We start from the raw sequence: 24,062 nt of genomic DNA, 5'->3' as shown, positions 1-24,062 counted from the left end.
CGTCACGTCTAGACCCGCCAGAGGCGATGCTCGACACAGGTACCAGGGGGTAACTTTCCGGCAACACGTCGTTCTCGGACACGGACCAGGCAGGCGTTCATGAATGGGACGGACGGCCGGTGCGGCAGACTGGGCACATGGACAGTGAGGTGATCACCATCCGGACCGGTTCCCGTCCGGTGGTCCGGGACATCACCCAGGAGGCCGAACGGTTCCTCGCCGGCCGGGGCGACGGGCTGCTGCACGTCTTCGTGCCGCACGCCACCGCCGGCCTGGCCATCATCGAGACCGGCGCCGGCTCCGACGACGACCTGCTGACCGCGCTCGACGACGTACTGCCCACCGACGACCGCTGGCGGCACCGGCACGGCTCGCCCGGGCACGGGCGGGACCACGTGCTGCCGGCCTTCGTGGCGCCGTACGCGACCCTGCCGGTGCTCGGCGGGCGGCTCGCCCTCGGCACCTGGCAGTCGATCTGCCTGGTCGACCCGAACGGCGACAACTCCACCCGCCAGGTCCGCTTCTCCTTCCTCGCCGGCTGACGGCCGGCCGGCTGGACGGGAGCGCCACCCGATCCGGGCCACCCGGAACGGGTGGCCCGGATCGGCTAGCCTCGCGCGGATGACACCCTCCCCGATCGAGGCGCCGATCGTCGCCGTCACCGTCTTTCCGGACCGGGCCCGGGTCACCCGCCGGGCCGACCTCCGGCTGCCCGCCGGCGAGCACCGGGTACGGATCGGCCCGCTTCCGCTCGGCCTGCGGCGGGACTCGCTGCGGGTCGGCGGTCGTGGGCCGGCGAGCGTGCTCGGCGTGGACGTGGCGACCGACGTGCGACCCCGGAGCGCCGAGCCGGGCGCGGTCGAGCTGGAGCGGCGGCGCCGTGAGCTGACCGCCGAGATCGCCGAGCTGGCCGACGCGGAGACCGTCGAGACCCGCCGTACGGAGTTCCTGACCCAGCTCGCCCAGCGGGCCGGCGGCACGTACGCCCGGGCCCTGGCCGGCGGCGACGCGACGCCGGGCGACGTCCTCGGCTTCACCGACGCGGTGGCCGAGCAGACCGCCGCGAGTCAGGCCCGGCGGCGGGACCTGACCCGGCGGCGTGACGAGGTCCAGGAGCGGCTGGCCGCCGTCGACCGGGAACTCGCCGCGCTGCCCGGCAAGCGGCAGCCGGACCGGCTCACCGCCGAGGTGGTCGTCCAGGTCGAACCCGACGGTGCCGGCGAACCCGGCCCGGAGGCCACCGTCGAGGTCCGACTCGAGCTGTCGTACGTGGTCGACGGGGCGGGCTGGACCTCCTCGTACGACCTGCGTCTGGTCGACGAGACCCTGACCCTCACCTGGTTCGGGCAGGTCAGTCAACGTACCGGTGAGGACTGGCCGGAATGTGAGCTGCTGCTCTCCACCGCCCGGCCGACCACCGGCACCAACCTGCCGGAACTGAGCCCGTGGTATCTGGACCAGGCGGACCCGACGGCCTGGATGGCGAAGGAGGCCGCCCGGGGCGGCGGACCGGTACGCGCGTTCGCCGCCGCCGCACCGTCAGGCGGGCCGGGTGGACCGGGGCGCCCCGGATCCGCGCCCCGGCCACCGGCACCGGTCGCCCAGCCGACCGCGACCCTGGAGCAGGGCGTGGCGGCGGCCACCTACCAGCCGGCCCGTCCGGTGGCGGTGCCGGCCGACGGCGGTACGCACCGGGCGGTCGTCGCGGTGCTCGAACTCGGGTCCACCCTCGACTACGTCACCGCGCCGGTGCGTACCCCGGACGTGCACCTGCGGGCGACGGTGACCAACAGCTCCGACCACACCCTGCTGCCCGGCTCGGCGTCGGTGTTCCACGGCAACGACTTCGTCGGCGCCACGAAGCTGCCGACCTGGGCGCCGGGGGAGGAGGTCGAGTTGGCGCTCGGCCTGGACGACCGGATCCGGGTCAAGCGCGAGCTGGTCCGCCGCACGGACACGAAGGCCACCCTCGGGTCGACCCGGCGCCGGGAGGTGGAGTACCGGACCACCCTGGCCAACCACACACCCCGGCCGGCCCGGATCACCGTGCTCGACCAGTTGCCGGTCTCGCGCGGCGAGGGGATCACCGTGCGCGAGCTGCGGCTCGACCCGGCCCCGACCGAGCGGGGTGACCTGGGCGAGCTGCGCTGGCGGCTGGAACTGCCCCCGGGCGGGTCCCGGGCGATTCTGTTCGGCCTGCGGGTGGAACTGGCCAAGGGCGTCGACCTGACCGGCTGGCGCGAGTAGTCGCCAGGATCCCCCTGGACGGCCGGTGCCGGCCGACCCGGACCCGAACCGGGTCGGCCGGCACCGTGGGTGGGTTCCGGCGCGCGGGCACGCCCGCCGGAACCGCGGGTTCGGCTCAGGGCCGGACGGTCTCCTGGGCAACCGGGTCGACGGCCGGGGCGCTTCCGGTCCGGGTGGCGGCGGACGCGGGCGGGTCGAGCGGCCGGTCGTACGTCTGGTGCAGGCCCGGTGCCCGGTCCTCGACCACGAACGACGCCCGGGTGTGCACCGGCGCGTCCGGCGTGGTGACGTACGGCAGCACCTTGAAGTCGACCGCGAGTTCGTCGGCCCTGATCTTCGTCAGGACGTAGCCGCGCTGGTTGTTGTAGAACTTCAGGTGCGGGTTGATCTTCAGGAACGAGTGGTCGGCGGGGTTCGAGTCCGCGCCGTTGCCGGTGGTGGAGATCGAGGAGCAGACCAGTTCGGTGCCGACCGTCCGTGAGGTCGGGTCGGCGTAGTCGAGCTTCAGCTCACTGGCCCAGTGCGCGTGCACGTCGCCGGTGAGGACCACCGGGTTGCGGACCCCGGCGTTCAGCCAGCCCCGGGTGATCCGGTCCCGGGAGGCGACGTAGCCGTCCCAGGAGTCCATGCTGGTGACCGTCGCCGGGCCGGCGTTGTTGTCCCGCTGGGCGAAGAAGACCTGCTGGCCGAGGATGTCCCAGCGGGCGTCCGAGCGGTGGAAACCGTCCAGCAGCCAGCGCTCCTGCTCCGGCCCGGTGATCGAGCGGGCCGGGTCGAGGGCGGCCGGGCAGTCCTGGTAGCCGTCGCCGCAGGCCTGGTCGTCGCGGTACTGCCGGGTGTCGAGCATGTGGAAGTTCGCCAGCCGGCCCCACCGGATCCGCCGGTAGAGCTGCATGTCGATGCCGCGCGGTACGGAGGTGCGACGCAACGGCATGTTCTCGTAGTACGCCTGGAACGCGGCCTTCCGCCGGGCCAGGAAGTCCGGCTGCGGGATGTCGGGCTTCTCGTACACCTCGTCGGCCCAGTTGTTGTCCAGTTCGTGGTCGTCCCAGACCACCAGCCAGGGCGCGGCGGCATGTGCGGCCTGCAGGTCGGCGTCGGTCTTGTACTGCGCGTGCCGCTGCCGGTAGTTGGCCAGCGTCACGGTCTCCGGACCCTCGTGGTCCCGGATGTTGCCGCCCGGGATCGTGTAGCTGTCCCTCGTGTACTCGTACTGGTAGTCGCCGAGGTGCAGGACGAGGTCCGGCTCCTCCTCGGCGAGCCGCCGGTAGGCGGTGAAGTAGCCGTGCTCGTACTGGGAGCAGGAGGCGAAGGCCATGGTGAGGGTGCCACCGAGCGCCCACGGCGCCGGGGCGGTGCGGGTCCGGCCGACCGGCGAGGTGTGCTTCTCGGCGTGGAACCGGTAGAAGTACTCACGTCCCGGGGACAGTCCGTCGAGTTCGACGTGCACACTGTGCCCGGTCTGCGGGCGGGCCAGCGCCGTGCCCCGGCGTACCACGTGCCGGAACCGTTCGTCGGCGGCGACCTCCCAGCGGACCGGCACGGTGCGGTCCGGCATGCCGCCCATGCCGTCCTCGGCCAGCGGCTCGACCGCGAGTCGGGTCCAGAGCACAAAACCGTCGGCGTCCGGGTCGCCGGAGGCGACCCCGAGGGTGAACGGGTCGGTGCGCAGCGGTCGGGCGGCGGCGGCCGCGGTGGGCAGGGCGGTCAGCGCGCCGGCGGCGCCGACCGCGGCACTGGTGGCCAGAAGGGTACGGCGGGACAGGGCCATCGAGATCTCCCAAGATCCGGTGGACAGACTGGCAAGCACGTTGGTCGGCACCGGTGCCGGGAACGGAGCGTGGCGATAGCCGTCGGCCGAACAACCGGTGAAGGGACGGTCGTGCGGTCGGCCGGGCCTTCGGCGACGGTTGGATGGCGCGATGACGACAGTCGGTCAGGCCAAAGGCGACGGTCGGTCGAGGTCGGCGGCAGTCGGTCAGGACGGTCCGGTGGTGCTGGGCGATGACGGGCGCAGCAGCCGGCGCAGTTCGGCGGGGGTCCGGCCGAGCTGCGCCCGTACCGTCCGGGTGAGGTGGGCCTGGTCCGCGAAGCCGAGGTCGGCGGCGAGCGCGGCCAGGCTGTCGGTGCCCTGTTCGAGCCGGTCGAGGGCCCGGCCGACCCGCAGCCGGTTGCGGTACCGGGTCAGCGGCACCCCGACCAGCTGCCGGAAGGACCGGCTGAGCCGGTACGGCGAGACGTCCAGCAGCCGGGCCAGCGGTACCAGTCCGGTCGCGGCCGGCTCTCCGTCGTGCAGTGCCTCCCGGGCGGCCTCGACGACCCGACGGTCCCGCGCCGCGTTTCCCGGTGTGCCGGCGGCCGGGGGGACGCCCGTTGCCCGCACGAGCAGGGCCACCAACCGCTCCGCCGCCGCGAACTCCGGGTCGGGACCGCTGCCGGCCCGACGGAGCAGCCGGTGGGCGAGATCGAGTTCGGCGTCGACGTAGACCGTTTCCGGAACCGGCCGTGCGTCGAGCAACTCGTGCCAGAGCGCCGTCGAGATCGTCAGTGCGGTGCAGTCGTCCCCGCCATGCGGATGGGCGAAACTCGCCTCGTCGTGCGGGTGCGCCAGATAGCCCAGCGTCTGGTCGAGCAGCGCCTCCCCGGTCCGTCCCCGGCGGCGGAACCCTCCGGCGCGGACCAGCACCAACTCGTACCGGTCGACGGGCTCCGGCGCGGACCAGCCGGTGTGGTCGTCGTGGCAGCGCACCGCGCAGATCCGGAAGTCGGGCTGGTCGACCAGCACAGTCGTGGTGCGCACGCCGGTCAGGCTAGGCCGGCCGGCGGTGGCCCGCCAACGGGGTTCGGACGCGGGCCGCCGCAAGATTGTTCAAGACGTCGGCCGGGGGCGGGCCGGAGAGTCTCCGGCATGACGGAGACACCTGCGCCGGCGACGGTCGCGGCGCCCGACCGGTCCGGCCTGGTCCGGACCGGGCCGATGCTGGCGGTGCTGCTGATCGGACAGGCGATGGCGACGATGGACGGTTCGATAGTCGCGGTGGCCGCCTCGACGATCCGGGCCGACCTGGGCGCCAGTGGCGCCGAGCAGCAGTTGCTGCTCGCGGCTTACACCCTGGCCTTCGCGGTGCTGGTGGTCACCGGCGCCCGCCTGGGTCAGCGGTACGGGCACGCCCGGATCTTCCGGCTCGGGTTGGCCGGTTTCACCGCCGCGTCGCTCTGCTGCGGCGTCGCGCCGGAGCCGGTGACCCTGCTGGCGGCCCGGGTCGGACAGGGATTGACCGGGGCGCTGATGGTGCCCCAGGTGCTGTCGATGATCCACCAGCACCTCTCCGGACCGGCCCGGTCCCGGGCGATCGGCCGGTACTCGATGGTGCTGGCCCTCGGTGTGGCCGCCGGTCAGATTCTCGGCGGGGCGCTGATCACCCTCGACCCGGCCGGGCTCGGCTGGCGGGCCGTGTTCCTGGTGAACGTGCCGATCGGGGTCGCGTTGCTGGTCGTGGCGGGCCGCTTCCTGCCCGTGGAGGAGCCGGCGCGGACGCCGTCCGACCGATCGGACCGACTGGACCTCGCCAGCGTGACAATGCTCGGCGCGGCGATGGCGGCGATCGTGTCACCGCTGGTCCTCGGCCGGGAACTCGGCTGGCCCGGTTGGCTCTGGCTGCTGTCGTTCGCCGTCGGCGCGGCCGGCCTCGCCGGCTTCGCCACGCGCCAGCGGCGGATGGCCACCCGGGGCGGCTCGCCGCTGCTCGACCTGCGGGTGCTGACCCACCCCGGGGTCCGCTCCGGACTGTTGGCCTGCTGCCTGGTGATGGGCGGGTACGCCGGGCTGGTCTTCGGGCTCGTCCTGCGTCTGCAGGACGGCACCGGGTATCCACCGCTGCTCGCCGGGCTCGCCTTTGTGCCGTACACGGTGGGTTTTGCGGTCTGCGGGCTGCTCGCACCCCGGTTGTCCGGGTGGCCGGCCGACCGGCTCCCGGTCGCCGGTCCGCTGCTGTTCGCGGCGGCCGCCGGCGCGTTGGCCCTGGTCTCCCGGGAGGACTGGCCGTGGGTCATCGCCAGCCTGCTGCTCTGCGGCGCCGGGGCCGGGCACGCCGCCGGGTTCAGCCCGCTGGTGACCCGGATCGCGGCCCGGATCCCGGCCGACGCCGGCGCGGCGCTCTCCGCACTGGTGTCGACCGGTACGTTGCTGGCCAGCGCGCTCGGGGTGGCCGGCCTCGGCGGTGTCTACCTGTCGACGAGCGGACCACAGGACGGGAATCCGACCGCCGGGCTGGGCGGCACGGTCGCGGTGCTCGTCGTGGTGCTCCTGGTCGCCGCCACACTCGCCGGTCACGCGGTCCGGAACCGTCGCCCGGACGGGTGACCGGTCCGGACGACGGTGAACCGCGATCAGCTCTGACGCTGCGCGGTCGCTGGTGGACGATGTGTGGTTGCCCTGCCCGCCCGGGCGTCGTGTCGAGTGGTCAGGGACGGCCGTGGTCGGTAATGCTGTGCGACGTGACCACCCCCCAAGATCTCGACGAACGGTTCCGGGAGGCGGTCGGCGCCCTCGTGGCGCCGGCGACCCGACGGGCGCCGGAGGAGCCGCTGCGCGACGGCGGCACCCTCGACGGGGCCCGGGCCCGGGAACTGTTCGACGCCCAACTGGTCAGCCGGCACCTGGATCTCGCCGCGCGGTGGCTACGGAGCTTCGGCGAGGGCTACTACACGATCGGCTCCTCGGGTCACGAGGGGAACGCGGCGGTGGCACTCGCCGTCCGGGCGACCGACCCGGCGCTGCTGCACTACCGGTCCGGCGCGTTCTACTGCGCCCGCGCCGGCCAGGCCGACGCGTCGCGTGACCCCGCCGAAGCCGGGGCGGACGGCGGGCGTCTCGCCCACCGGGTCGGCATCGCCGAACGGGTCGCCGAGGCGCTGCGCGGGCAGGAGAACGGCGGCGGCAGCGGCCCGCGCCGGACCGACGACGAGACCGGCGATCCGGACGCCCCGCCGGACGCGCTGCTGGGCGCCGCCCGCGACGTGCTGCGCGGCGTGGTGGCCTCCGCCGACGAGCCGGTCGCCGGCGGCCGGCACAAGGTCTTCGGCAACTCGGCGCTGGCGATCGTGCCGACCACCTCCACCATCGCCTCCCACCTTCCCCGGGCGGTCGGACTCGGGTTCGCCATCGAACGGCAGCGCCGCCGGGCCGACGGCCGGGCCCAGCCGACCGGCCGCCGACCGGCCGGCGGACCGGCCCGGGGCGGCGACGTCGACCCGTCCTGGCCGGCCGACGCGATCGTGGTCTGCTCGTTCGGGGACGCCTCGGTCAACCACGCCACGGCGGTCGCCGCGTTCAACACCGCCGGCTGGTGCGACCACACCGGGCTGCGCATCCCGGTGCTCTTCGTCTGCGAGGACAACGGGCTCGGCATCAGCGTGAAGTCGCCGGACGGCTGGGTGGCGAACACACTGCGGGCCAAGCCGGGGATCCGGTACTTCTCCGGCGACGGCTGCGACCTGGTCGAGGCGTACGAGGCGGCGGTCGAGGCGGCGGCCTGGGTACGCCGGCACCGGCGGCCCGCCGTACTGCACCTGTCGACGGTACGGCTGATGGGACACGCGGGGGCGGACGCGGAGGTCGCGTACCGGAGCACCGCCGAGATCAACCGGGACCTGGCCCGGGACCCGGTGGTCACCACCGCCCGACTGCTCGTCGAGTCCGGACTCGCCACCCCGGAGGAGCTGATCACCCGGTACGACGAGATCGGCTGGCAGGTGCGCAAGGTCGCCGAGGAGGTGATCGGCGAGCCGAAGCTGGACAATCCCGCCGACATCGTCGCGCCGCTCGCCCCGCGCCGACCGGTGCGGGTCGCCCGGGCGGTCACCGAGGCCGCCAACCGGGCCGCCGGGCCGGGCGCCGCCGCCCGGGCCGCCGCCTTCGGCGACAGGCTCCCGGAGAACGATGGGCCGCTCACCCTCGCCCAGACGATCAACGCGGCGCTGGCCGACGGGCTGATCGACTATCCGCAGATGACGGTCTTCGGCGAGGACGTGGCGGTCAAGGGCGGGGTGTACGGGGTGACCAAGGGGCTGCGGGAGCGGTTCGGCGCCCCCCGGGTCTTCGACACGCTGTTGGACGAGACCTCGATCCTCGGCCTCGGGCTCGGTGCCGGGCTCGGCGGGATGCTGCCGGTGCCGGAGATCCAGTATCTGGCGTACCTGCACAACGCCGAGGACCAGTTGCGCGGCGAGGCGGCGACGATGCAGTACTTCTCCCGGGGGGCCTACCGCAACCCGATGGTGGTGCGGATCGCCGGGCTGGCGTACCAGGAGGGGTTCGGCGGGCACTTCCACAACGACAACTCGCTTGCCGTACTCCGGGATGTGCCCGGGCTGGTGCTGGCGGTGCCGGCGCGGGCCGACGACGCCGCGCCGATGCTGCGGTCCTGCCTGGCCAGCGCGGCGGTCGACGGCAGTGTCTGCGTCTTCCTGGAGCCGATCGCGCTCTACCACACCCGGGACCTGTACGCCGAGGGCGACGGCGAGTGGCTCGCCCCGTACGCCGGACCGGGCGGCTGGTCGGCCGGCCACGTCCCGATCGGCCGGGGCCGGGTGTACGGGGTCGGCTCGGCCGAGGACATCACCATCATCACTTTCGGTAATGGTGTTCGGATGTCGCTGCGGGCCGCGGCGAAGCTGGCCGAGGAGGATATCGGCACCCGGGTGCTGGACCTGCGCTGGCTCGCCCCGCTGCCGGTCGCGGACATCATCCGGGAGGCCCAGGCGACCGGCCGGGTGCTGGTCGTGGACGAGACACGCCGGTCGGGAGGGGTCGGCGAGGGGGTGGTGGCGGCGCTGGTTGATGCCGGTTTTGTCGGGTCTGCTCGTAGAATCGCCGCTATCGACACTTTCGTCCCGTTGGGCCCGGCCGCCCGTCGGGTTCTCGTCTCCGAGGAGGCCATTACCCAGGGTGCCCGTACGCTGCTGGCACGGTAAATTCCCTTCGACTCGGTGCGCCACTTGCGCGCGGCCGGACAACTGTGTGGACTTTGCGTCATCGGCGTCACAGGGATGCCGCTGGCAGGGAGATGAGGAGGCACGTGACAGTGAGCGCGACCGCTGGTCAGGCCGCCGACGGAGTACGGAGTCTGGCGGACCGGTTCGGCATCGAGCCGGGGATGGTCGTCATGGAGATGGGGTACGACGACGACGTCGACCACGACCTCCGCGACGCCCTGACCGATCGCTGCGGAGAGCTGGTGGACGAGGACACCGACGAGGTCGTCGACGCGGTGCTGCTCTGGTACCGGGACGGCGACGGTGATCTGTTCGAGCTGCTCACCGACGCCCTGGGGCCGCTGGCCGACAACGGGGTGGTGTGGCTGCTGACGCCGAAGGCCGGACGGGACGGACACGTCGAGCCGAGCGAGATCAGTGAGTCGGCGCCCACCGCCGGCCTGCAGCAGACGTCGACGGTCAACGCCGGCAAGGACTGGAGCGCCGCCCGGCTGGTCCTCCGCCGTGGCGCCAAGGCCAAGAAGTAGCGCGGGCCACGGCAACGGGTGCCGCCCTCCCCGCCGGTGGTGCCGGTAAGGGCGCCAGGGGAGGCGGTACGCCGCGGTGGTGCGACGGTAACTGGCCAGCTCGGTGTGGCCACGATCGGAAGGAGACGCCAGATGCTGCTCGAGGTGGGTGCGCAGGCACCGGACTTCGTGCTGAAGGACCAGAACAACCAGGAGGTCCGGCTGACCGACTTCCGGGACCGCCGGGCCGTGCTGCTCGTCTTCTATCCGCTGGCCTTCACCGGCACCTGCCAGGGCGAGCTGACCGAGGTGCGCGACAACCTCGACGAGTACCAGAACGACGAGGTGCAGGTTCTGACGGTCAGCGTCGACTCGGTCTTCTCCCACAAGGTGTGGGCCGACCGGGAGGGTTTCGGGTTCCCGCTGCTGGCCGACTTCTGGCCGCACGGGGCGGTGGCCCGGGCGTACGGGGTCCTCAACGAGACCACCGGCGTCGCCCACCGGGGCACGTTCGTGATCGACAAGGCCGGCACGGTCCGCTTCGCCGAGCTGAACGGGCCCGGTGAACGCCGCGACCAGGCGGCCTGGCGCAAGGCACTGGCTGCCGTAGTGGCCTGACGGGCGAGCGTCCCGCCACACCGGGACGTGACCCCGGCCGCCGCGATCCGCCCGGCCCGTCGCGGGCGACGCCGGTCCCGCCCGGCCGGTTCGCCGGGCGCGGGTGACCCCGGCCGCCGCGATCCGGGAACTGGTTCGACCACGGGCGGGTCCGGCAGGGTAAGCTTGCCGCCGCCGGTAGCCCGTACGGGCGTTCCGGGCGCGTAGCTCAGTGGGAGAGCACTCGCCTTACAAGCGAGGGGTCGCAGGTTCGAAACCTGCCGCGCCCACCAGTGCGGACGTGGGGGTGGAGGCGCCCGCTCACCGGCGCCCCGCCGCACCCCTCCCGTCGGGAGACGGTCTCCGTCGTCCCGTCCCGGGACGGCTTCTTTCGGAATTTCTCCGCCCCTCTTTCAACTTTTTCCTTCACCGCCGGGTCTGTTTCCTGTCGAACAACCCCGACCGACCCGGAGGAGCATGTGGCGGAGGACGGATTCCGTGAGTTCGTGGAGGTCCGATATACCGACCTGTTACGGACCGCGTACCTGCTCACCGGGTCGACGCACGCCGCCGAGGACCTGGTGCAGAGTGCCCTGATCCGGGCGATGCGCCGGTGGCGGGACGTGCAGGAACCGATGGCGTACGTACGCCGGATCATGGTCAACGAGCGGCTGAGCCGGTGGCGGCGGATCGGCTCCCGGGAACTGCTCACCGGAGTGATCGGCGACTGGGGACGCGGACGTGAGCCGCAGACCCGGGACGTCGCCGACGGCGTGGTGGTACGCGACGAACTGCTCGGCGCGCTGAACGGCCTACCGGCCCGGATGCGGGCGGTATTGGTGCTGCGCTACTGGGAGGACCTGTCCGAGGCCCAGATCGCGGAACTGCTCGGCTGCTCGGTCGGCACGGTCAAGAGTCAGGCGTCCCGGGGGCTGGCCCGGCTGCGGACCGTACTGCCGCCACCCGCCCCGGACGCCACGCCGTTACCCGCTCCGGCTTCCGCTTCCGGGCCGGCGCCCGCTCCCGCGCGTACCCCACTCCCGCCGTCGACCGCCCGCCAGTTCGGGAACCAGCGTCTGCCGGCCGACACGATCTCCGGAAGGAACGTTTGATGACCCAGGAACTCAGGGACGGACTGGCCCGGCTCGCCGACCCCGTGGTGTCGCGCCCCGAGCCGTACCGTCGGTTGCTCGAGCGGGCCCGGCGACGCCGGCGGCGGCAGGCGCTGACCACCGGCGCGGCGGCCCTGGCGGCGCTGGTCGCGGTGGTCCCGTTGTTCGGCGGAACGGTCCGCGGGGGCGAGGCCGACCCGGCCGACCAGGTGGAGATCCAGCCGCCGGCCCCGGTCGCCGACCCGCTGGCCCGGCGGCTGCTGGACTCGCCGCTCCGGGGCAACCTGGCCGGCGACCACCAACTGATCGAGTCCATCACCCGCGGCTACCGGGCCGCCCGGGCGGAACTGCGGGTCGACCCGACACTGGACGCGGTACGGGTACTCTTCGCGCACGACCTGCCCACCGCGCGAGTGGTGGTGGTCGTTTTCGCCGACGACGAGCACGCGGTGCTCCGGACGGCGATCGGCGATCCCGGCGCGTCGGTACGGGGTCTGCTCGACAAGACCGGCACGCCGATCGACACGCTTCCGTTCGAGTCGTTCGTCAACATCGCCCGGGGCGGCCAGCACGCCTCCGACGACGTCACCCTGGCGCTCGGCCCGGCAGGTTGCCAGGTCGAGTCCACCTCGAACGGACAGCTGACCGCCGACGGAACGGTACGCCGCGAGTGGCGGCCGACCGGCGGCGACGGATACGTGGTGGCGGGCCCTGAGCAGGTCGGCGAGCGATGGCGGTTCCGCTGCGACGGCGTCGTACGGTACGACACCGTGCCCGGGGTCACCCGGTCCCACCCCCGACCGGATGCCACGGCCGTGCCGCCGGGTACCCCGGACGGTGTCGACCCGACCGCCGCCGCGAACGCCGCCCGCGCGCTGACCGAGGAACTCACCTACGCGGGGCTGGCGGTCGGACCGGTACAGGTCAGGTGGCACGGCCGGATTCCCGGCGCGTCCGCCGACACCCCGCCGGCCCTGCTCGTCACGTCCTGTGCCGCCGGTGGCGGTTGCGCGGCGCTGCTTCAGGTGGGGACGGGGCGGACCGAGTCGGTCAGGATCCCGTCCGGCGGAGGATCGCTCGTGCTTCCGGCGCTGTGGCGGAAGGCCGTCGGGCGCCCCGACCTGGTGGTCGCCCAGATCCCGGCCGACCCGACCGATGCGCCGGCCGACCCGTCAGGCCGGCCGGCCACGCCGACGGGTGTGCTGGTGGTCGGCCCGGCCGCGGCGACCCGGGTCGAACTGCTCGGTGCCGGGAAGCGCGTGGTCGCCGAGGGGCCACTCGACGGTGGCGTCGGCCGGCTGGAACCGGGCGCCGAGGAGGTCAGCACGGTCCGGGTCTACGACGCCGCGAACCGGCCGGTGGCGTCGATGCCGGTCCGGCCCGGCTTCGGGTCGGTCGACTTCGGCGAGGAGTGGCCCTCACGCTGACCCGTCGCCGCCGCCACGCCGGCCCGACCGGTCCGGGCGCCGCCCCTGTGGCCCGGTCCGGCCGGTCGTGGCGGCGCCCGGCCGGCCGGCATAGGTTTCCTTTAAATGTGGCCTAAGCTTCGCTATCTCCCGCGTCCGGAGATTGACTCAGAATCCCATTCGGCAATACGGTTCGGGCCGAAATCGCACTTGTTACATCGCGTCACCCGGGGAGGATGAGGACGTGGCCACGGCCCGATCTGCAGTGAAGGCAACGCGTTGGACGGCCACCGTACTGGTCGGCTTTGTTGCTGGGCTGCTCACACTGCCGGCGGCGGGACTGGCCGCCCCGGCCGGGCCCACCCAGCTCGGAGCGGCGGACATGACGCTGCTCAACGGCGTACGGCTGGCCGGACTCTGGGAGATGCCGGCTGGCACGATGGCGGCCGAGAAGGGCAGCAAGGAGGAGGTCCGCAAGGTCGGGGCGGAGATCGCCGCCCAGCACGACGAACTGGACCGGCTGGTCGTCGAGGCGGCCAACAAGCTCGGCGTCCAACTGCCCACCGAGCCGAGCGCCCAGCAGAAGGGCTGGCTCGACGAGATGAAGGGCGCCACCGGGGACCGGTTCGACCGGATCTTCGTGGACCGGCTGCGGGCCGCGCACGGCAACATCTTCCCGGTGATCGGCGTGGTCCGCTCCAGTACCCGCAACGACGTCGTTCGCACGCTCGCCGAGCAGGCCAACGGGTTTGTCATGAACCACATGACGCTGCTGGAGAGCACCGGCCTGGTCCGCTACGCGGAGCTGCCGCCGATCGCCCTGCCCGCGCCGCAGGACGAGGGACTGGTCGCGGTGGCCAAGGCCAACGCGGAGTTCGGTGCCGGGCTCAGCTCCACCGTCATCTGGGCGGTGCTGCTCGGCGCACTGGCCCTCGGCAGCATCGCCACGGTCCGGCTGGTCCGCCGACGGTAGCCGGGCATTACCGTAGCCGGGCTGTTCCGCCCTGGGTCAGGAGGCCGGTCCGCGCCACCGGTAGACCCAGGGCGGTCCCTCGTCCCGGGTCGCCTCCAACTCGTAGATCTCCGCCCGGGCCAGTCCGCCGTCGACCAGGTGGTGGTGGGTGAGCGGCGGCCGGCCGTGTACGTCGAGGTCGACGATCACCGTGTCGCCGTCGGCGACGCCGCCGACCAGCGGGATTTCCGTGGTGACCTCCATGCGCCCATCCTGCCGTCGTCGGCGCCCGGGCGCAGCCGAACTCAGCGCCAGTGGTACTCGAGGTCGGCGACGCCCAGTCCGACGCTGACCCGGGCGAGCACCGCGGCCAGGATCGCCGGCCGCTGGTCGTGCGGTACGTCCCGGGCCGCTTCCCCGTACCGTTGGGTGACGTGTGCCCAGACCAGCTGCTCGGTCTGCTCGGCCGGTATCCACGGGCGCGGACAGCGCCGTTTCGGACAGCCGTAGTACCGGCGTCCGCTCGACGAGAACGACGGGATCAGCAGTCCGTCGCAGGGACCGCAGCAGAGCAGGTCGCGGAGCAGGTAGCGCCCCGGGGTGGTCCGCTGCACGATGGGAAAGTCCATGGTCACCACCTCGCGTCAGGATGCGACGCATCCATAACTATCGTCATCTTGTCCGGTAGTACGGCTCGCCGGGCCGAACTGTTCGATTCGCGACTGGACCGGACGAAAAGCAGCCACCGCCGGACCCGCTGTCCGTTGTCGTCGGCGGGCCGGGGCGGCCTGTCCCGGCCGGGTGCTAGAAAGGACCCGCCGAGTGGCTGGTGTGGTGGAGAGAGGACCTGTTCGTGCTGGTGGTGCACGGAGTGTGGCGGGGCGCTGGCCGGCTCGCGGTGTGGGCCGAGGACTCCGCCCTGCCACCCCGCTGGCCGCGCCGGCCCGGCCGGGCACCCCGGGAGCGGCCGCACCCGTTCGCCGCCGACCACTCCGGGCTGGCCGACGCGCTCGGTGAACTCGCCGCCAAGGCGGCGACCGGCACCGTCCTGCTCACCCTGCCGACCCGGAGCGGTGGGCCCACCGACTCGCCGGAACTGGTCCGCACCGAGCCGGTCGAGCCGGGCCGTGGCCCGGTCACCCTCGCCGGTTGGCGGGCGCCGACCCTGGAGTACGACGCCGACCACGCGCTGCCGCTCCTGCTGGCGTTCGGCGAGCGGGAGCCGACCGACGTCGACCGGCCGGTGCCCGGAGCGTCCCTGCGGCATCTGGCGCGGCTCGCGGAGTTCGCCGTCGAGCTGGTCGGACGCGGCCGGACCCTGCCGGGTCTGCGCCGCCCGACCGCGACCGGCGCCGTCGACGGCATCCGGCCCGGTACGTCGCCCGGCCCGGCGACCGCTGGCGGCGGGGCGGGTGGCGAGACCGTCGAGGCGGTGTGGCGACCGCTGTTGACCGGGGCGGACGCCGGCTGGGCCCGGGCCCTGACCATGGCGCTGCCCCCGGCGGCCCGGTCAGCCGGGCCGGACACGCCACCCGCGGCGGTCGATCCGGCACCGCCGGCCTCTGGCGCGGCGGTCGACCCGGCGGTCGGCTCGGCGGGGGCGACGGTCGCCGACGCACTCGACACCCTCACCGACGCCGCCGCCCGGAGCGCCCTGGACGGCGTACGCCTGATCGGGGCCGGTCGGACCACCGGCGCGGACACCGCCGTGCGGGCCTGGCTGCGGGCCCTGACCGGCCGGCAGCGTGCCTTCACCGCCCGGCCCGAGGCGATCGGCGTACTCGACGCGGAGCTGCGGGCCTGGCAGCGCGACGCCGCCGGGGGCCCGGTCCGGGCCTGCTTCCGACTGGTGGAACCGGCCCTGCCGCTGCCCGACGTCGACCCGGAGCTGGCCCCGCGGGTCGACCCGGAGACGGTCGCGCCGGTCGCCCCGGGGACGGCTTCCCGGGTCGACTCGGAGTCCGTCGACCCGGAGTCCGTCGTGTCGGTCGAGCCGGACGCCGGTGCTGGCCTTTCGTTCGCGACCGCAGGGCTCGCGAGCTCACTCCTCGCGCTCACCCCGTGGCGGATCGAGTTCGCGCTCCAGGCGGCCGACGAGCCGAGCCTGATCGTCGGCGCGGACCGGATCTGGGCGTCCGGGGCCGACCTGCCGGCGCTCGCCCGACAGTTGGCCGCACCGCAGGAGATCCTGCTGACCGAACTCGGCCGGGCCAGCCGACTCTGGCCGGAGCTGGAGGACGCGCTGCGGACCGCCGCCCCGGAGGCGATGGAACTGGACACCGAGGGCGCGCACCGGTTCCTGCGGCACGGCGCACCGGTCCTGCACGCGGCCGGCTTCGGGGTCCTGCTGCCCTCCTGGTGGCAGCGGCCCGGTGCGCGGCTCGGCGCCCGGTTGCGGGCCCGGTCCCGGACCGCGCCCGGCACCGTCGCCGGCCGCAGCGCCCTCGGTATGGCGGCCCTGGTCGACTACCGCTGGGAGCTCGCCCTCGGCGACCAGCCGCTCACCGCCGACGAACTCACCGCGCTGGCCACCCTCAAGACCCCACTCGTACGGCTGCGCGGCCAGTGGGTCGAGCTGGATCCGAAACGGCTCGCGGCCGGGCTGCGGCTGCTGAGGACCACGGGTGAACTGAGCGTCGGGGACCTGCTCCGGCTCGGCCTGGCCGACCAGGACGATCCGGCGGCGTTGCCGGTGCTCGCGGTGGAGGCCGACGGTCCGCTCGGCGACCTGCTCGCCGGGCAGGCCGAGCGGCACCTCGCCGAGCGTGACGCGCCGGAGGGCTTCCGGGGCGCGCTGCGCCCGTACCAGCGGCGCGGGTTGGCCTGGCTGGCCTTCCTCCAGTCACTCGGCCTGGGCGGCATCCTCGCCGACGACATGGGGCTCGGCAAGACCGTGCAACTGCTCGCCCTGCTCGCCGGGGACCCACCGGACAGCGGGCCGACCCTGCTGGTCTGCCCGATGTCGCTGGTCGGCAACTGGCAGCGGGAGGCGGCCCGGTTCACCCCCGAGCTGCGGGTGCACGTACACCATGGTGCGGAACGGGTGCGGGGGCCGGAGTTCACCGCGGCGGTGCGGGACGCGGACCTGGTGGTGACCACGTACTCGTTGGCGGCCCGGGACGCCGCCGCGCTGGCCGAGGTCGACTGGCACCGGATCGTGGTCGACGAGGCACAGTCGATCAAGAACGCGGCGACCCGGCAGGCGGTCGCGGTCCGGTCGCTGCCGGCCCGGCACCGGGTCGCGGTCACCGGTACGCCGGTGGAGAACCGGCTGGCCGACCTCTGGTCGATCATGGAGTTCGCGAACCCGGGCCTGCTGGGCGGCGCGACGACCTTCAAGAAGCGGTACGCCGAGCCGATCGAACGGCACGGCGACGACGAGGCGGCGGCCCGGCTGCGCCGGATCACCGGCCCGTTCGTGCTCCGCCGGGTCAAGACCGACTCCTCGATCATCTCCGACCTGCCGGAGAAGCTGGAGATGGAGGTGCTCTGCAACCTGACCCGGGAACAGGCCTCCATCTACCAGGCGGTGGTGGACGACATGCTGGCCAAAATCGAGAGCAGCGAGGGGACCGAGCGGCGCGGACTGGTCCTGGCCACGATGACCAAGCTCAAGCAGGTCTGCAACCATCCGGCGCAACTGCTCCGGGACGGTTCGGCACTGTCCGGCCGGTCCGGCAAACTCGCCCGACTGGAGGAGATCACCGAGGAGATCCTCGCCGCCGGCGAACGGGCCCTGCTCTTCACCCAGTACGCCGAGTTCGGCGGCATGCTCCGGGCCCACCTGGCCGCCCGGTTCGGCCGGGAGGTGCTCTTCCTGCACGGCGGGGTCGGCAAGGCGGACCGGGACACGATGGTGGCCCGCTTCCAGGACGAGACCGGACCGAGCCTTTTTGTGCTCTCCCTGAAGGCCGGCGGCACCGGGCTGACCCTGACCGCCGCCAACCACGTGGTGCACGTCGACAGGTGGTGGAATCCGGCGGTGGAGGACCAGGCGACCGACCGGGCGTTCCGGATCGGTCAACGCCGGGCGGTGCAGGTACGCAAGTTCGTCTGCGCCGGAACGGTGGAGGAGAAGGTGGCCGCGATGATCAACGAGAAGCGGGGACTGGCCGCGAAGATCGTCGGCAGTGGTGAACAGTGGCTCACCGAACTGTCCACCGCACAGCTGCGCGACCTCTTCGCCCTCGAGTCCGGGGCGGTGGTGGAGTGAGCGGGCGGCAACCCTTCACCGAGTACGGCCGACCCCGACGGGTCAGCGGTGGGCTACGGGCCCGCAGCACCCGGGGCACGATCGGCGAGTCCTGGTGGTCCCGCCGTTTCGTCGACGTACTCGAGTCGTTCGCGCTCGGCACCCGGCTCAGCCGGGGACGGTCGTACGCCCGCGCCGGACAGGTGCTCTCGCTGGAGGTGGCACCCGGCGAGGTGACCGCCGTGGTGCAGGGCTCCCGCCCGCGGCCGTACGCGGTGTCGATCCGGTTCCGGCCGTTCCCGGAACCGCTCTGGGCCCGGCTCGAGACCCTGCTCGCCGCAGAGGCGCTGTTCAGCGCCCGGCTGCTCGCCGGTGACGTACCGCCGGACCTGGAACAGGTCTTCGCCGAGGCGGGCGCGCCGCTGTTCCCGGCCACGATCGACGAACTCGACCAGCGGTGCAACTGTCCCGACGTCGCGGTGCCGTGCAAACACCTGGCCGCGACCCTCTACCTCCTCGCCGAGGCGTTCGACGCGGACCCGTTCCAGCTGCTGCACTGGCGGGGTCGGGAACGGAGCCGACTGCTCGCCCGGCTTCGGGCGCTCCGTACCGGCGAGTCCACACCCGACCTGCCGGGGCACGGTGCCGATCCGGCGGGGCGGAAGGTGCGCCGGAGCGCCCGGCGTACCGGTCGGACCGCTGCCGCGGCGGCGGACCCGGACGGGGCGGTCGCGGCGGCGCCCGCGGTCCCGTCGTCGGCGGACGCCGCGCTGGCGTCGCCGGTCGGTGCCGGGATGGCGCTCGCGGACCTGCCCGCCACGACACTCGCCGAGGTGGCGGACCGGTTCTGGGTCAACCCCGTCCCACTGCCGGACCGACCGCCGGTGCTGGCGACCGGTCCGGGGCTGGTACTGCGACAACTCGGCCCGCCCGGCGCGGCCATCGGCGGCCCCGGGCTCGTCGAACGGTTGACCCGGGCCTACCGCCGGTTCGACCCGACCGGGGACTGAACCCTCTCCGCCCCGGCAGCCGTGGCGCTTCACCACCGGTGGCGTCGGGCCTGCCACATCAGCAGCGTCGCCGCGACCAGGACCGCCGGAGCGATCGCGACGGCCAGCCAACCGCCGAGGACGACCAGGGCCGGCACCGTCGCCCACAGGACGAAGGTCATGATGAGTATCAGCCGGGCCCGGCGGACTCTGGCCCGGTCGCCCAACCGGGCGACGAACTCCGGATCGGTTACGCGAAGATGGTGCGTGATCTCGTCAAAGCGGCGCTGATCCTCTTTGCTGAGCATGGCGCGGGCCCTTTCCTCAGGCGTCAACCAGTCCGACGCCGGAGTACCCGGTCCCGGGCCGCTCTCACGCTCCTGCTGCTCTCGCTACCTCCCACGGCGACCCGGACGATCGCGACACACCGATCAGTGTGGGCACCACCCGCCCAGACCGGTCAGTAGCTGCGGCGGGGAGACGGCAGGTGGGCCGGGAAGAGCGGCTCGGGCAGCGTCGGGGTGACCGCGTGCAACGCCTCCAACAGCAACTCCTGGACGCTGTACGGGTCGGGGAGCCGCCAACGGGTCTGCTCCGGCGACCGCACCCAGCGGACCGTGCCCTCCGGCAACCGGGTCGGTGGGGCCGGAATCCACGAACCGGCGCCGTGCTGGATGACGTACAGGGACTGGTCGAGTTCCGGGCGTAGCGCCTCACCGGGACCGACCAGCAGCATCCACCGGCCACCCGGGGTGGCCGCGACCGGACCCCGGGCCCGCTCCGCGACACCGCGACCCATTCGGGACCGCACCTGTTCCAGCGCGTACCGGCCCAGATAGGCGGGGACCTCCAGGACGTCGAAGGCCCGCCCGGTCGCCAGCAGGATCGAGTGTGGACGCAGGCGCCACCAGGTGGCCACCCGGGCCGGATCGGCACTCGCCTGCTGGTCCCACTGCTCCAGGGCGGGATGACAGCCGGTGGTGGGGCAGCCCGCCCGGCCACAGATGAACCGGTGCCGGGCCAGGCAGGCGCCGGGTGTGACGGTCCAGCCGTGGCTGGCGTACCGCACGGCGACGCGGCGCAGCCGGACCCGTTCGAGCTGGTCGAGGCGGACGGAGGGCGGACGGACTTTCCTCCACATCGCGGTGAACCCCCTAATTTATCGATTTCGGCCAGTGACGGGGGTCGAAACCCGTCACTGGTGGCGAACGTGGTCGTTCTTTCGGGCAAGCGGCCGATCGTCGCATCGAAAACTACGAGCGGCCGCCGACCGGGTGACGTACATGCTGTGCGACCTGCACAGACGTGAGAACAGCACGGTTTGACCGGCGCGGGAGTGCCGGCCGGAACTGTCCGACGAGGTGGAGAGGAGGGACGAGGTGGACGAACTTCCGATCGGCCGCCGCGTCGCCTACTGGCGTGGTCGCCGCAAGATGTCCCAACAGGTCTTCGCCGATCGGCTCGGCAAGTCCAAGAGCTGGGTGGACAAGGTCGAGCGGGGCGTACGACGACTCGACAAGTTCTCCGTGCTCTACGAGATCGCCGACATCCTCCAACTCGACGCCCAACTGCTGCTCGGCAAGGCGCCGGAGCGGCGGACCGACGGGCTGACCTGCATCGACGAGGTCGAGGTCGAGGAGATCCGGTCGGCGTTGGAGCGCTACGACTCGATGACCTCGTTCTTCACCGCCGCCCCCGAACCGCCGTCGCTACAGGAGATGGCGAAGTCGGTCAGCCACGCCTGGCTCACCTACCAGTACGCCCGGTACGGCGTACTGACCCGGGCCCTGCCCAAACTGCTCCGCGACGCGCAGGCGCTGGACAGCACGGCCGGCGGTGACGACGCCCGGAGAGCCGCCCACCTGCTCGGGCAGGTCTACCAGATCGCCTCCTCCGCGCTGCGCAAACTCGGCGAGTACGAGCTCGCCTGGCTCGCCGCCGACCGTTCGATGGCGGTGGCGCAGCGCGCCGACGACCCACTGCTGGCCGGCGTGGCCACCTACCGGGTCGGCAACGCGCTGCTCGCCCTGGGGCGGGCCCGGGCGGCGCTGGAGGTCAACGTCAGTTTCGCCAACCGGATCGCCCCCGGTGGCATCAACGGTGCCACCCCGGACCGGCTCTCGGTCTACGGCATGCTGCTGCTGCAGGGCGCGATGGCGGCGGCCCGGATGGGGGACAACAACACCGTCCGCGACCTGGTCAACGGGGCCGCCGAGGCGGCGGACCGGCTCGGCGGCGACGACAACCGCTACTGGACCAGTTTCGGCCCGACCAACCTGGAACTGCACCGGGCGGCGGCCGCGGTGGAACTGGGCGAGGGCCGGCACGCGGTGGAGACCCACGAACGGCAGATCGTGCGGCGGGAGGGGTTCCACGCGCTGCTGCCGGAGCGGCGGGCGCACCACATGCTGGATCTGGCCCGTGGCTTCGCCCAGATCGGCGACCTGGACCGGGCCGGTGAGGCGTTGGTCGAGGGGGACCGGCTCGCCGCGTCCGAGATCCGGTGCCGACCGATCGCCCACGAGGTGATGTCGAACGTGCTGCGTCGCACACGGGGTGCGCCGCCGGCGCCGATTGCGGAGTTGGCTGAGCAGATGGGAGTAGGAATATGACCGCGTGGTGGAGGTACGCCTGGTGATGGTGGAATCGACCGGTGCGCGCGTTCTGTACGTCATCGCCTGCGGCACGCCGCTGACCCGCAACGTCGGACGACTGGTGACGCACGCGCAACAGGACGGCTGGGACGTGTGCGTGGTGCTGACCCCGGACGGGACGAAGTTCGTCGACGTACCGGCGCTGGCGCGGCAGACCGGTTATCCGGTGCGATCGACGTACAAGAACCCGGGGGATCCGGACGTGTTGCCCGACGCGGACGCGATGATCGTCTCTCCGGCGACGGTGAACACGGTGAACAAGTGGGCGGCCGGGATCGCGGACACGCTCGCGCTCGGCCTCCTGGTGGAGGGCCTGGGCAAGGGGCTGCCGATCGTGGCCATGCCGTTCACGAACTCGGCGATGGCGGCCCATCCGGCGTTCCTGGAGAGCATCGCCCGGCTGCGGGACTGGGACGTCACGGTGCTCTTCGGCGACCATGTCCTGCCGTTGCACCCGCCCGGGACCGGGGAACGCCAGATCGAGCGGTTTCCCTGGGAGATGGGGGTGGCGGCGTTGCGGACCCGGTTCTCGGTCAGCGGCCAGCTGGGCTGATCCGCGTACCGGTGCCGGTCGGCGGTGTCCCGGCCCGGTCCGGCCGAGCAGATCTCGGCCGGACCGGGCTCCGGATCGGGCCGGTGGGGCCCGGCCGGCCCTGGATCGGGCCGGCGCGGCCGGCCCCGGACCTGGTCGGTGCGGCCCCGCCGGCTCCCGGGTCGGGCCGGCCGGTCGTACCGGCGGCGCGGATCGCGGCTCGTCGCCGGTAAGCTGGGCCGCCGTGGGTGCATCCGGATCTCCGACGGCCAGCGTGGCCGATGTCGTGGCTGTCCTGGACGGGCGTTATCCGCCGTCCTGGGCCGAAGGGTGGGACCGGGTCGGGCTGGTGGTCGGGGAGCCCTCCGCACCGGTACGCCGGATCTGCTGTGTGGTCGACGTGGTGCCGGAGACCGTCGCCGAGGCGCTCGACCACGGCGCCGAGCTGATCGTCGCGCACCACCCGCTGCTGCTGCGGGGCGTCTCGTCGGTGGCGGCGACGACGTACAAGGGGCGGATCGTGCACCAGTTGATCCGTGGCGGCGTCGCCCTCTACGTCGCGCACACCAACGCCGACGTCGCCGACCCCGGCGTCTCCGACGCGTTGGCGGCCCGGCTCGGCCTGACCGGGCTGCGTCCGCTGCGGCCGGCCGCGCCGGGCAGCCCGGCCGCCGGCCAGGGGCGGGGCATCGGCCGGGTCGGCGAACTGCCGGCCCCGATGACGCTGGCCGACCTGACCGGGTACGCCGCCGAGGTGCTGCCGCCGACCGCCTGGGGGGTCCGCGCCGCCGGCGACCCCGGGCGGATGATCCGTACCGTCGCGGTCAGCGGCGGTGCCGGCGACTCCTACCTCGAGGACGCCCGACGGGCCGGAGCCGACGCCTTCCTCACCGCCGACCTGCGGCACCATCCGGTCAGCGAGTACGTCGCCGAGGGCGGCCCGGCACTGCTCGACGCCGCACACTGGGCGACCGAGCGGCCCTGGCTGGACGACGTCGCCGAGCACCTGCGTACCCACCTGCCCGTCGAAACCGTGGTGTCCGACCTGGACACCGACCCGTGGACGGTGCACGCCGCATCCCCCGCCTCCGCCGTGGACAAGGAGTCCCGCTCATGAAGGCCGACCCGAAAGAGCAACGTCGTCTGCTCGACCTGCAGGCGATCGACACCGCTCTCGCCCAGCTCGCCCACCGGCGCCGTACCCTGCCGGAGCACGCCGAACTGGAGACCCTGGCCCGGGAGCTCTCCGCGCTGGAGGACGAGCGGATCCGGGCCCAGGTCGCCGTCGACGACCTGGACCGCGACATCGACCGGCTGGAGCGGGACGTCGACCAGGTCCGGACCCGGAAGAACCGGGACGAGGCCCGGCTGACCATGGGCAGCGGCCCGGCCCGGGAGCTGGAGGCGCTGCAGCACGAGCTGGTCTCGCTCAACCGGCGGCAGACCGAGCTGGAGGACGCCCAGCTGGAGCTGATGGAGCAGCGGGAGACCGCGCAGGGCGTACTCGACGGGATCCAGGAGCGGATCACCGCCGCCCGGCAGCGGCGTACCGAGGTCGAGGGACGCCGGGACGAGACGCTGGCCGAGATCACCAAGGACGAGGAGTTCAAGACCGGGGCCCGCCAGCCGCTGGCCGCGGACCTGCCGGGTGACCTGCTGACCCTCTACGACCGGATCCGTGAGACGTCGGGCGGACTCGGCGCCGCGCTGCTGACGGGTGGCCGCTGCGGCGGCTGCCGGCTGGAACTGTCCGGGGCGGACCGGGCCCGGATCCGGGCCGCCGCGCCGGACGAGGTGGTGCGCTGCGAGGAGTGCCGGCGGATCATGGTCCGTACCGCCGAGTCGGGGCTGTGACGAGGCGGAATGGTCGGTCGGACAG

At 73.3% G+C, this 24,062-nt stretch carries 21 protein-coding genes and 1 tRNA gene; 16 read left to right on the top strand and 6 right to left on the bottom strand.

Going from position 1 to position 24,062, the window contains the following annotated elements; genetic code table 11:
- The first annotated feature begins 137 nt into the window (after positions 1-137).
- Entirely contained in the window at positions 138-542 is a 405-nt protein-coding gene (locus ABGB21_RS11315) for a YjbQ family protein (protein ID WP_347655336.1), read from the top strand.
- 79 nt (positions 543-621) lie between these two features.
- Positions 622-2,247 (top strand): mucoidy inhibitor MuiA family protein, encoded by a 1,626-nt coding sequence (locus ABGB21_RS11310; protein ID WP_347677625.1) that lies wholly within the window; start codon positions 622-624, stop codon positions 2,245-2,247.
- A 115-nt stretch (positions 2,248-2,362) separates the two neighbouring features.
- On the opposite strand, the gene ABGB21_RS11305 is transcribed toward ABGB21_RS11310, so the two are convergent.
- Positions 2,363-4,018, bottom strand: coding sequence for an alkaline phosphatase D family protein (locus tag ABGB21_RS11305; RefSeq protein WP_347677623.1), 1,656 nt, complete (start codon positions 4,016-4,018; stop codon positions 2,363-2,365).
- Positions 4,019-4,225: 207 nt separating this feature from the next.
- A complete protein-coding gene (locus tag ABGB21_RS11300) occupies positions 4,226-5,047 on the bottom strand; it encodes a helix-turn-helix domain-containing protein (RefSeq protein WP_347655333.1) in 822 nt (273 codons plus the stop codon).
- 108 nt (positions 5,048-5,155) lie between these two features.
- Between ABGB21_RS11300 and ABGB21_RS11295 the strand changes: the two genes are divergently transcribed.
- The 8 genes from ABGB21_RS11295 to ABGB21_RS11260 all read left to right on the top strand — a co-directional run bounded on the left by ABGB21_RS11295 (position 5,156) and on the right by ABGB21_RS11260 (position 13,837).
- Positions 5,156-6,610, top strand: coding sequence for an MFS transporter (locus ABGB21_RS11295; RefSeq protein ID WP_347655332.1), 1,455 nt, complete (start codon positions 5,156-5,158; stop codon positions 6,608-6,610).
- Between the two features lie 122 nt (positions 6,611-6,732).
- Positions 6,733-9,222 carry a thiamine pyrophosphate-dependent enzyme gene (locus ABGB21_RS11290; RefSeq protein ID WP_347655331.1) on the top strand — a complete coding sequence of 830 codons (2,490 nt, stop codon included), beginning with the start codon at positions 6,733-6,735 and terminating at the stop codon, positions 9,220-9,222.
- 110 nt (positions 9,223-9,332) lie between these two features.
- Complete coding sequence (locus tag ABGB21_RS11285) at positions 9,333-9,770, top strand: DUF3052 domain-containing protein (RefSeq protein WP_331217159.1); 438 nt, start codon at positions 9,333-9,335, stop codon at positions 9,768-9,770.
- A 132-nt stretch (positions 9,771-9,902) separates the two neighbouring features.
- On the top strand, positions 9,903-10,367 hold the full coding sequence (locus ABGB21_RS11280; RefSeq protein ID WP_347655330.1) for a peroxiredoxin: 465 nt from the start codon (positions 9,903-9,905) through the stop codon (positions 10,365-10,367).
- Between the two features lie 197 nt (positions 10,368-10,564).
- Positions 10,565-10,639, top strand: a tRNA-Val gene (locus ABGB21_RS11275).
- Complete coding sequence (locus ABGB21_RS11270) at positions 10,640-11,458, top strand: SigE family RNA polymerase sigma factor (RefSeq protein WP_347655329.1); 819 nt, start codon at positions 10,640-10,642, stop codon at positions 11,456-11,458. It abuts the tRNA gene before it with no gap.
- The gene (locus tag ABGB21_RS11265; RefSeq protein ID WP_347655328.1) at positions 11,458-12,885 is read left to right on the top strand and encodes a hypothetical protein; all 1,428 of its coding nucleotides are present in this window, start codon (positions 11,458-11,460) and stop codon (positions 12,883-12,885) included. The genes ABGB21_RS11270 and ABGB21_RS11265 overlap by 1 nt, the downstream gene beginning before the upstream one ends.
- Before the next feature lie 244 nt (positions 12,886-13,129).
- Entirely contained in the window at positions 13,130-13,837 is a 708-nt protein-coding gene (locus ABGB21_RS11260; RefSeq protein ID WP_347677621.1) for a DUF4142 domain-containing protein, read from the top strand.
- A gap of 36 nt (positions 13,838-13,873) precedes the next feature.
- Here ABGB21_RS11260 and ABGB21_RS11255 read toward each other — a convergent pair whose 3' ends face one another.
- Together ABGB21_RS11255 and ABGB21_RS11250 are read right to left on the bottom strand one after the other, a co-directional pair.
- A complete protein-coding gene (locus ABGB21_RS11255; RefSeq protein WP_347655326.1) occupies positions 13,874-14,080 on the bottom strand; it encodes a hypothetical protein in 207 nt (68 codons plus the stop codon).
- A gap of 41 nt (positions 14,081-14,121) precedes the next feature.
- Complete coding sequence (locus ABGB21_RS11250) at positions 14,122-14,445, bottom strand: zinc ribbon domain-containing protein (protein ID WP_347655325.1); 324 nt, start codon at positions 14,443-14,445, stop codon at positions 14,122-14,124.
- A 224-nt stretch (positions 14,446-14,669) separates the two neighbouring features.
- On the opposite strand from ABGB21_RS11250, the gene ABGB21_RS11245 reads away from it, so the two are divergent.
- Both ABGB21_RS11245 and ABGB21_RS11240 read left to right on the top strand, forming a co-directional pair.
- Positions 14,670-18,029 (top strand): SNF2-related protein, encoded by a 3,360-nt coding sequence (locus ABGB21_RS11245; protein ID WP_347677704.1) that lies wholly within the window; start codon positions 14,670-14,672, stop codon positions 18,027-18,029.
- Positions 18,026-19,018: an SWIM zinc finger family protein gene (locus ABGB21_RS11240; protein WP_347655324.1), complete on the top strand. Its 993-nt coding sequence runs from the start codon at positions 18,026-18,028 to the stop codon at positions 19,016-19,018. The genes ABGB21_RS11245 and ABGB21_RS11240 overlap by 4 nt, the downstream gene beginning before the upstream one ends.
- Before the next feature lie 29 nt (positions 19,019-19,047).
- Here the strand turns inward: ABGB21_RS11240 and ABGB21_RS11235 are convergent, their stop codons facing one another.
- Positions 19,048-19,305, bottom strand: a complete 258-nt coding sequence (locus tag ABGB21_RS11235) for a DUF3040 domain-containing protein (RefSeq protein ID WP_347655323.1) — start codon at positions 19,303-19,305, stop codon at positions 19,048-19,050.
- Positions 19,306-19,457: 152 nt separating this feature from the next.
- Complete coding sequence (locus tag ABGB21_RS11230) at positions 19,458-20,138, bottom strand: bifunctional DNA primase/polymerase (RefSeq protein WP_347655322.1); 681 nt, start codon at positions 20,136-20,138, stop codon at positions 19,458-19,460.
- Between the two features lie 238 nt (positions 20,139-20,376).
- On the opposite strand from ABGB21_RS11230, the gene ABGB21_RS11225 reads away from it, so the two are divergent.
- The 4 genes from ABGB21_RS11225 (at position 20,377) to ABGB21_RS11210 (ending at position 24,037) form a co-directional block, all read left to right on the top strand.
- Positions 20,377-21,609, top strand: a complete 1,233-nt coding sequence (locus ABGB21_RS11225; protein WP_347655321.1) for a helix-turn-helix domain-containing protein — start codon at positions 20,377-20,379, stop codon at positions 21,607-21,609.
- Between the two features lie 25 nt (positions 21,610-21,634).
- Positions 21,635-22,204 carry a flavoprotein gene (locus tag ABGB21_RS11220; RefSeq protein WP_347655341.1) on the top strand — a complete coding sequence of 190 codons (570 nt, stop codon included), beginning with the start codon at positions 21,635-21,637 and terminating at the stop codon, positions 22,202-22,204.
- Positions 22,205-22,427: 223 nt separating this feature from the next.
- Positions 22,428-23,300: a Nif3-like dinuclear metal center hexameric protein gene (locus tag ABGB21_RS11215; protein WP_347677619.1), complete on the top strand. Its 873-nt coding sequence runs from the start codon at positions 22,428-22,430 to the stop codon at positions 23,298-23,300.
- Positions 23,297-24,037: a C4-type zinc ribbon domain-containing protein gene (locus ABGB21_RS11210; protein ID WP_347655319.1), complete on the top strand. Its 741-nt coding sequence runs from the start codon at positions 23,297-23,299 to the stop codon at positions 24,035-24,037. The genes ABGB21_RS11215 and ABGB21_RS11210 overlap by 4 nt, the downstream gene beginning before the upstream one ends.
- The last annotated feature ends 25 nt before the right edge of the window (positions 24,038-24,062 follow it).

Source organism: Plantactinospora sp. B24E8 (assembly GCF_039871735.1).
GTDB lineage: Bacteria > Actinomycetota > Actinomycetes > Mycobacteriales > Micromonosporaceae > Plantactinospora.
The sequence above is the reverse complement of the archived record's forward strand: the minus strand, read 5'-3'. Positions and strand labels throughout refer to the sequence as shown.

Excerpts from the sequence above, each read along its gene's own strand:
- ABGB21_RS11295 (WP_347655332.1), top strand. The coding sequence starts at position 5,156 with ATGACGGAGACACCTGCGCCGGCGACGGTCGCGGCGCCCGACCGGTCC.
- ABGB21_RS11310 (WP_347677625.1), top strand. The coding sequence starts at position 622 with ATGACACCCTCCCCGATCGAGGCGCCGATCGTCGCCGTCACCGTCTTT.
- ABGB21_RS11230 (WP_347655322.1), bottom strand. The coding sequence starts at position 20,138 with ATGTGGAGGAAAGTCCGTCCGCCCTCCGTCCGCCTCGACCAGCTCGAA.
- ABGB21_RS11315 (WP_347655336.1), top strand. The coding sequence starts at position 138 with ATGGACAGTGAGGTGATCACCATCCGGACCGGTTCCCGTCCGGTGGTC.
- ABGB21_RS11265 (WP_347655328.1), top strand. The coding sequence starts at position 11,458 with ATGACCCAGGAACTCAGGGACGGACTGGCCCGGCTCGCCGACCCCGTG.
- ABGB21_RS11235 (WP_347655323.1), bottom strand. The coding sequence starts at position 19,305 with ATGCTCAGCAAAGAGGATCAGCGCCGCTTTGACGAGATCACGCACCAT.
- ABGB21_RS11210 (WP_347655319.1), top strand. The coding sequence starts at position 23,297 with ATGAAGGCCGACCCGAAAGAGCAACGTCGTCTGCTCGACCTGCAGGCG.
- ABGB21_RS11220 (WP_347655341.1), top strand. The coding sequence starts at position 21,635 with ATGGTGGAATCGACCGGTGCGCGCGTTCTGTACGTCATCGCCTGCGGC.
- ABGB21_RS11250 (WP_347655325.1), bottom strand. The coding sequence starts at position 14,445 with ATGGACTTTCCCATCGTGCAGCGGACCACCCCGGGGCGCTACCTGCTC.
- ABGB21_RS11305 (WP_347677623.1), bottom strand. The coding sequence starts at position 4,018 with ATGGCCCTGTCCCGCCGTACCCTTCTGGCCACCAGTGCCGCGGTCGGC.
- ABGB21_RS11255 (WP_347655326.1), bottom strand. The coding sequence starts at position 14,080 with ATGGAGGTCACCACGGAAATCCCGCTGGTCGGCGGCGTCGCCGACGGC.
- ABGB21_RS11280 (WP_347655330.1), top strand. The coding sequence starts at position 9,903 with ATGCTGCTCGAGGTGGGTGCGCAGGCACCGGACTTCGTGCTGAAGGAC.
- ABGB21_RS11290 (WP_347655331.1), top strand. The coding sequence starts at position 6,733 with ATGCTGTGCGACGTGACCACCCCCCAAGATCTCGACGAACGGTTCCGG.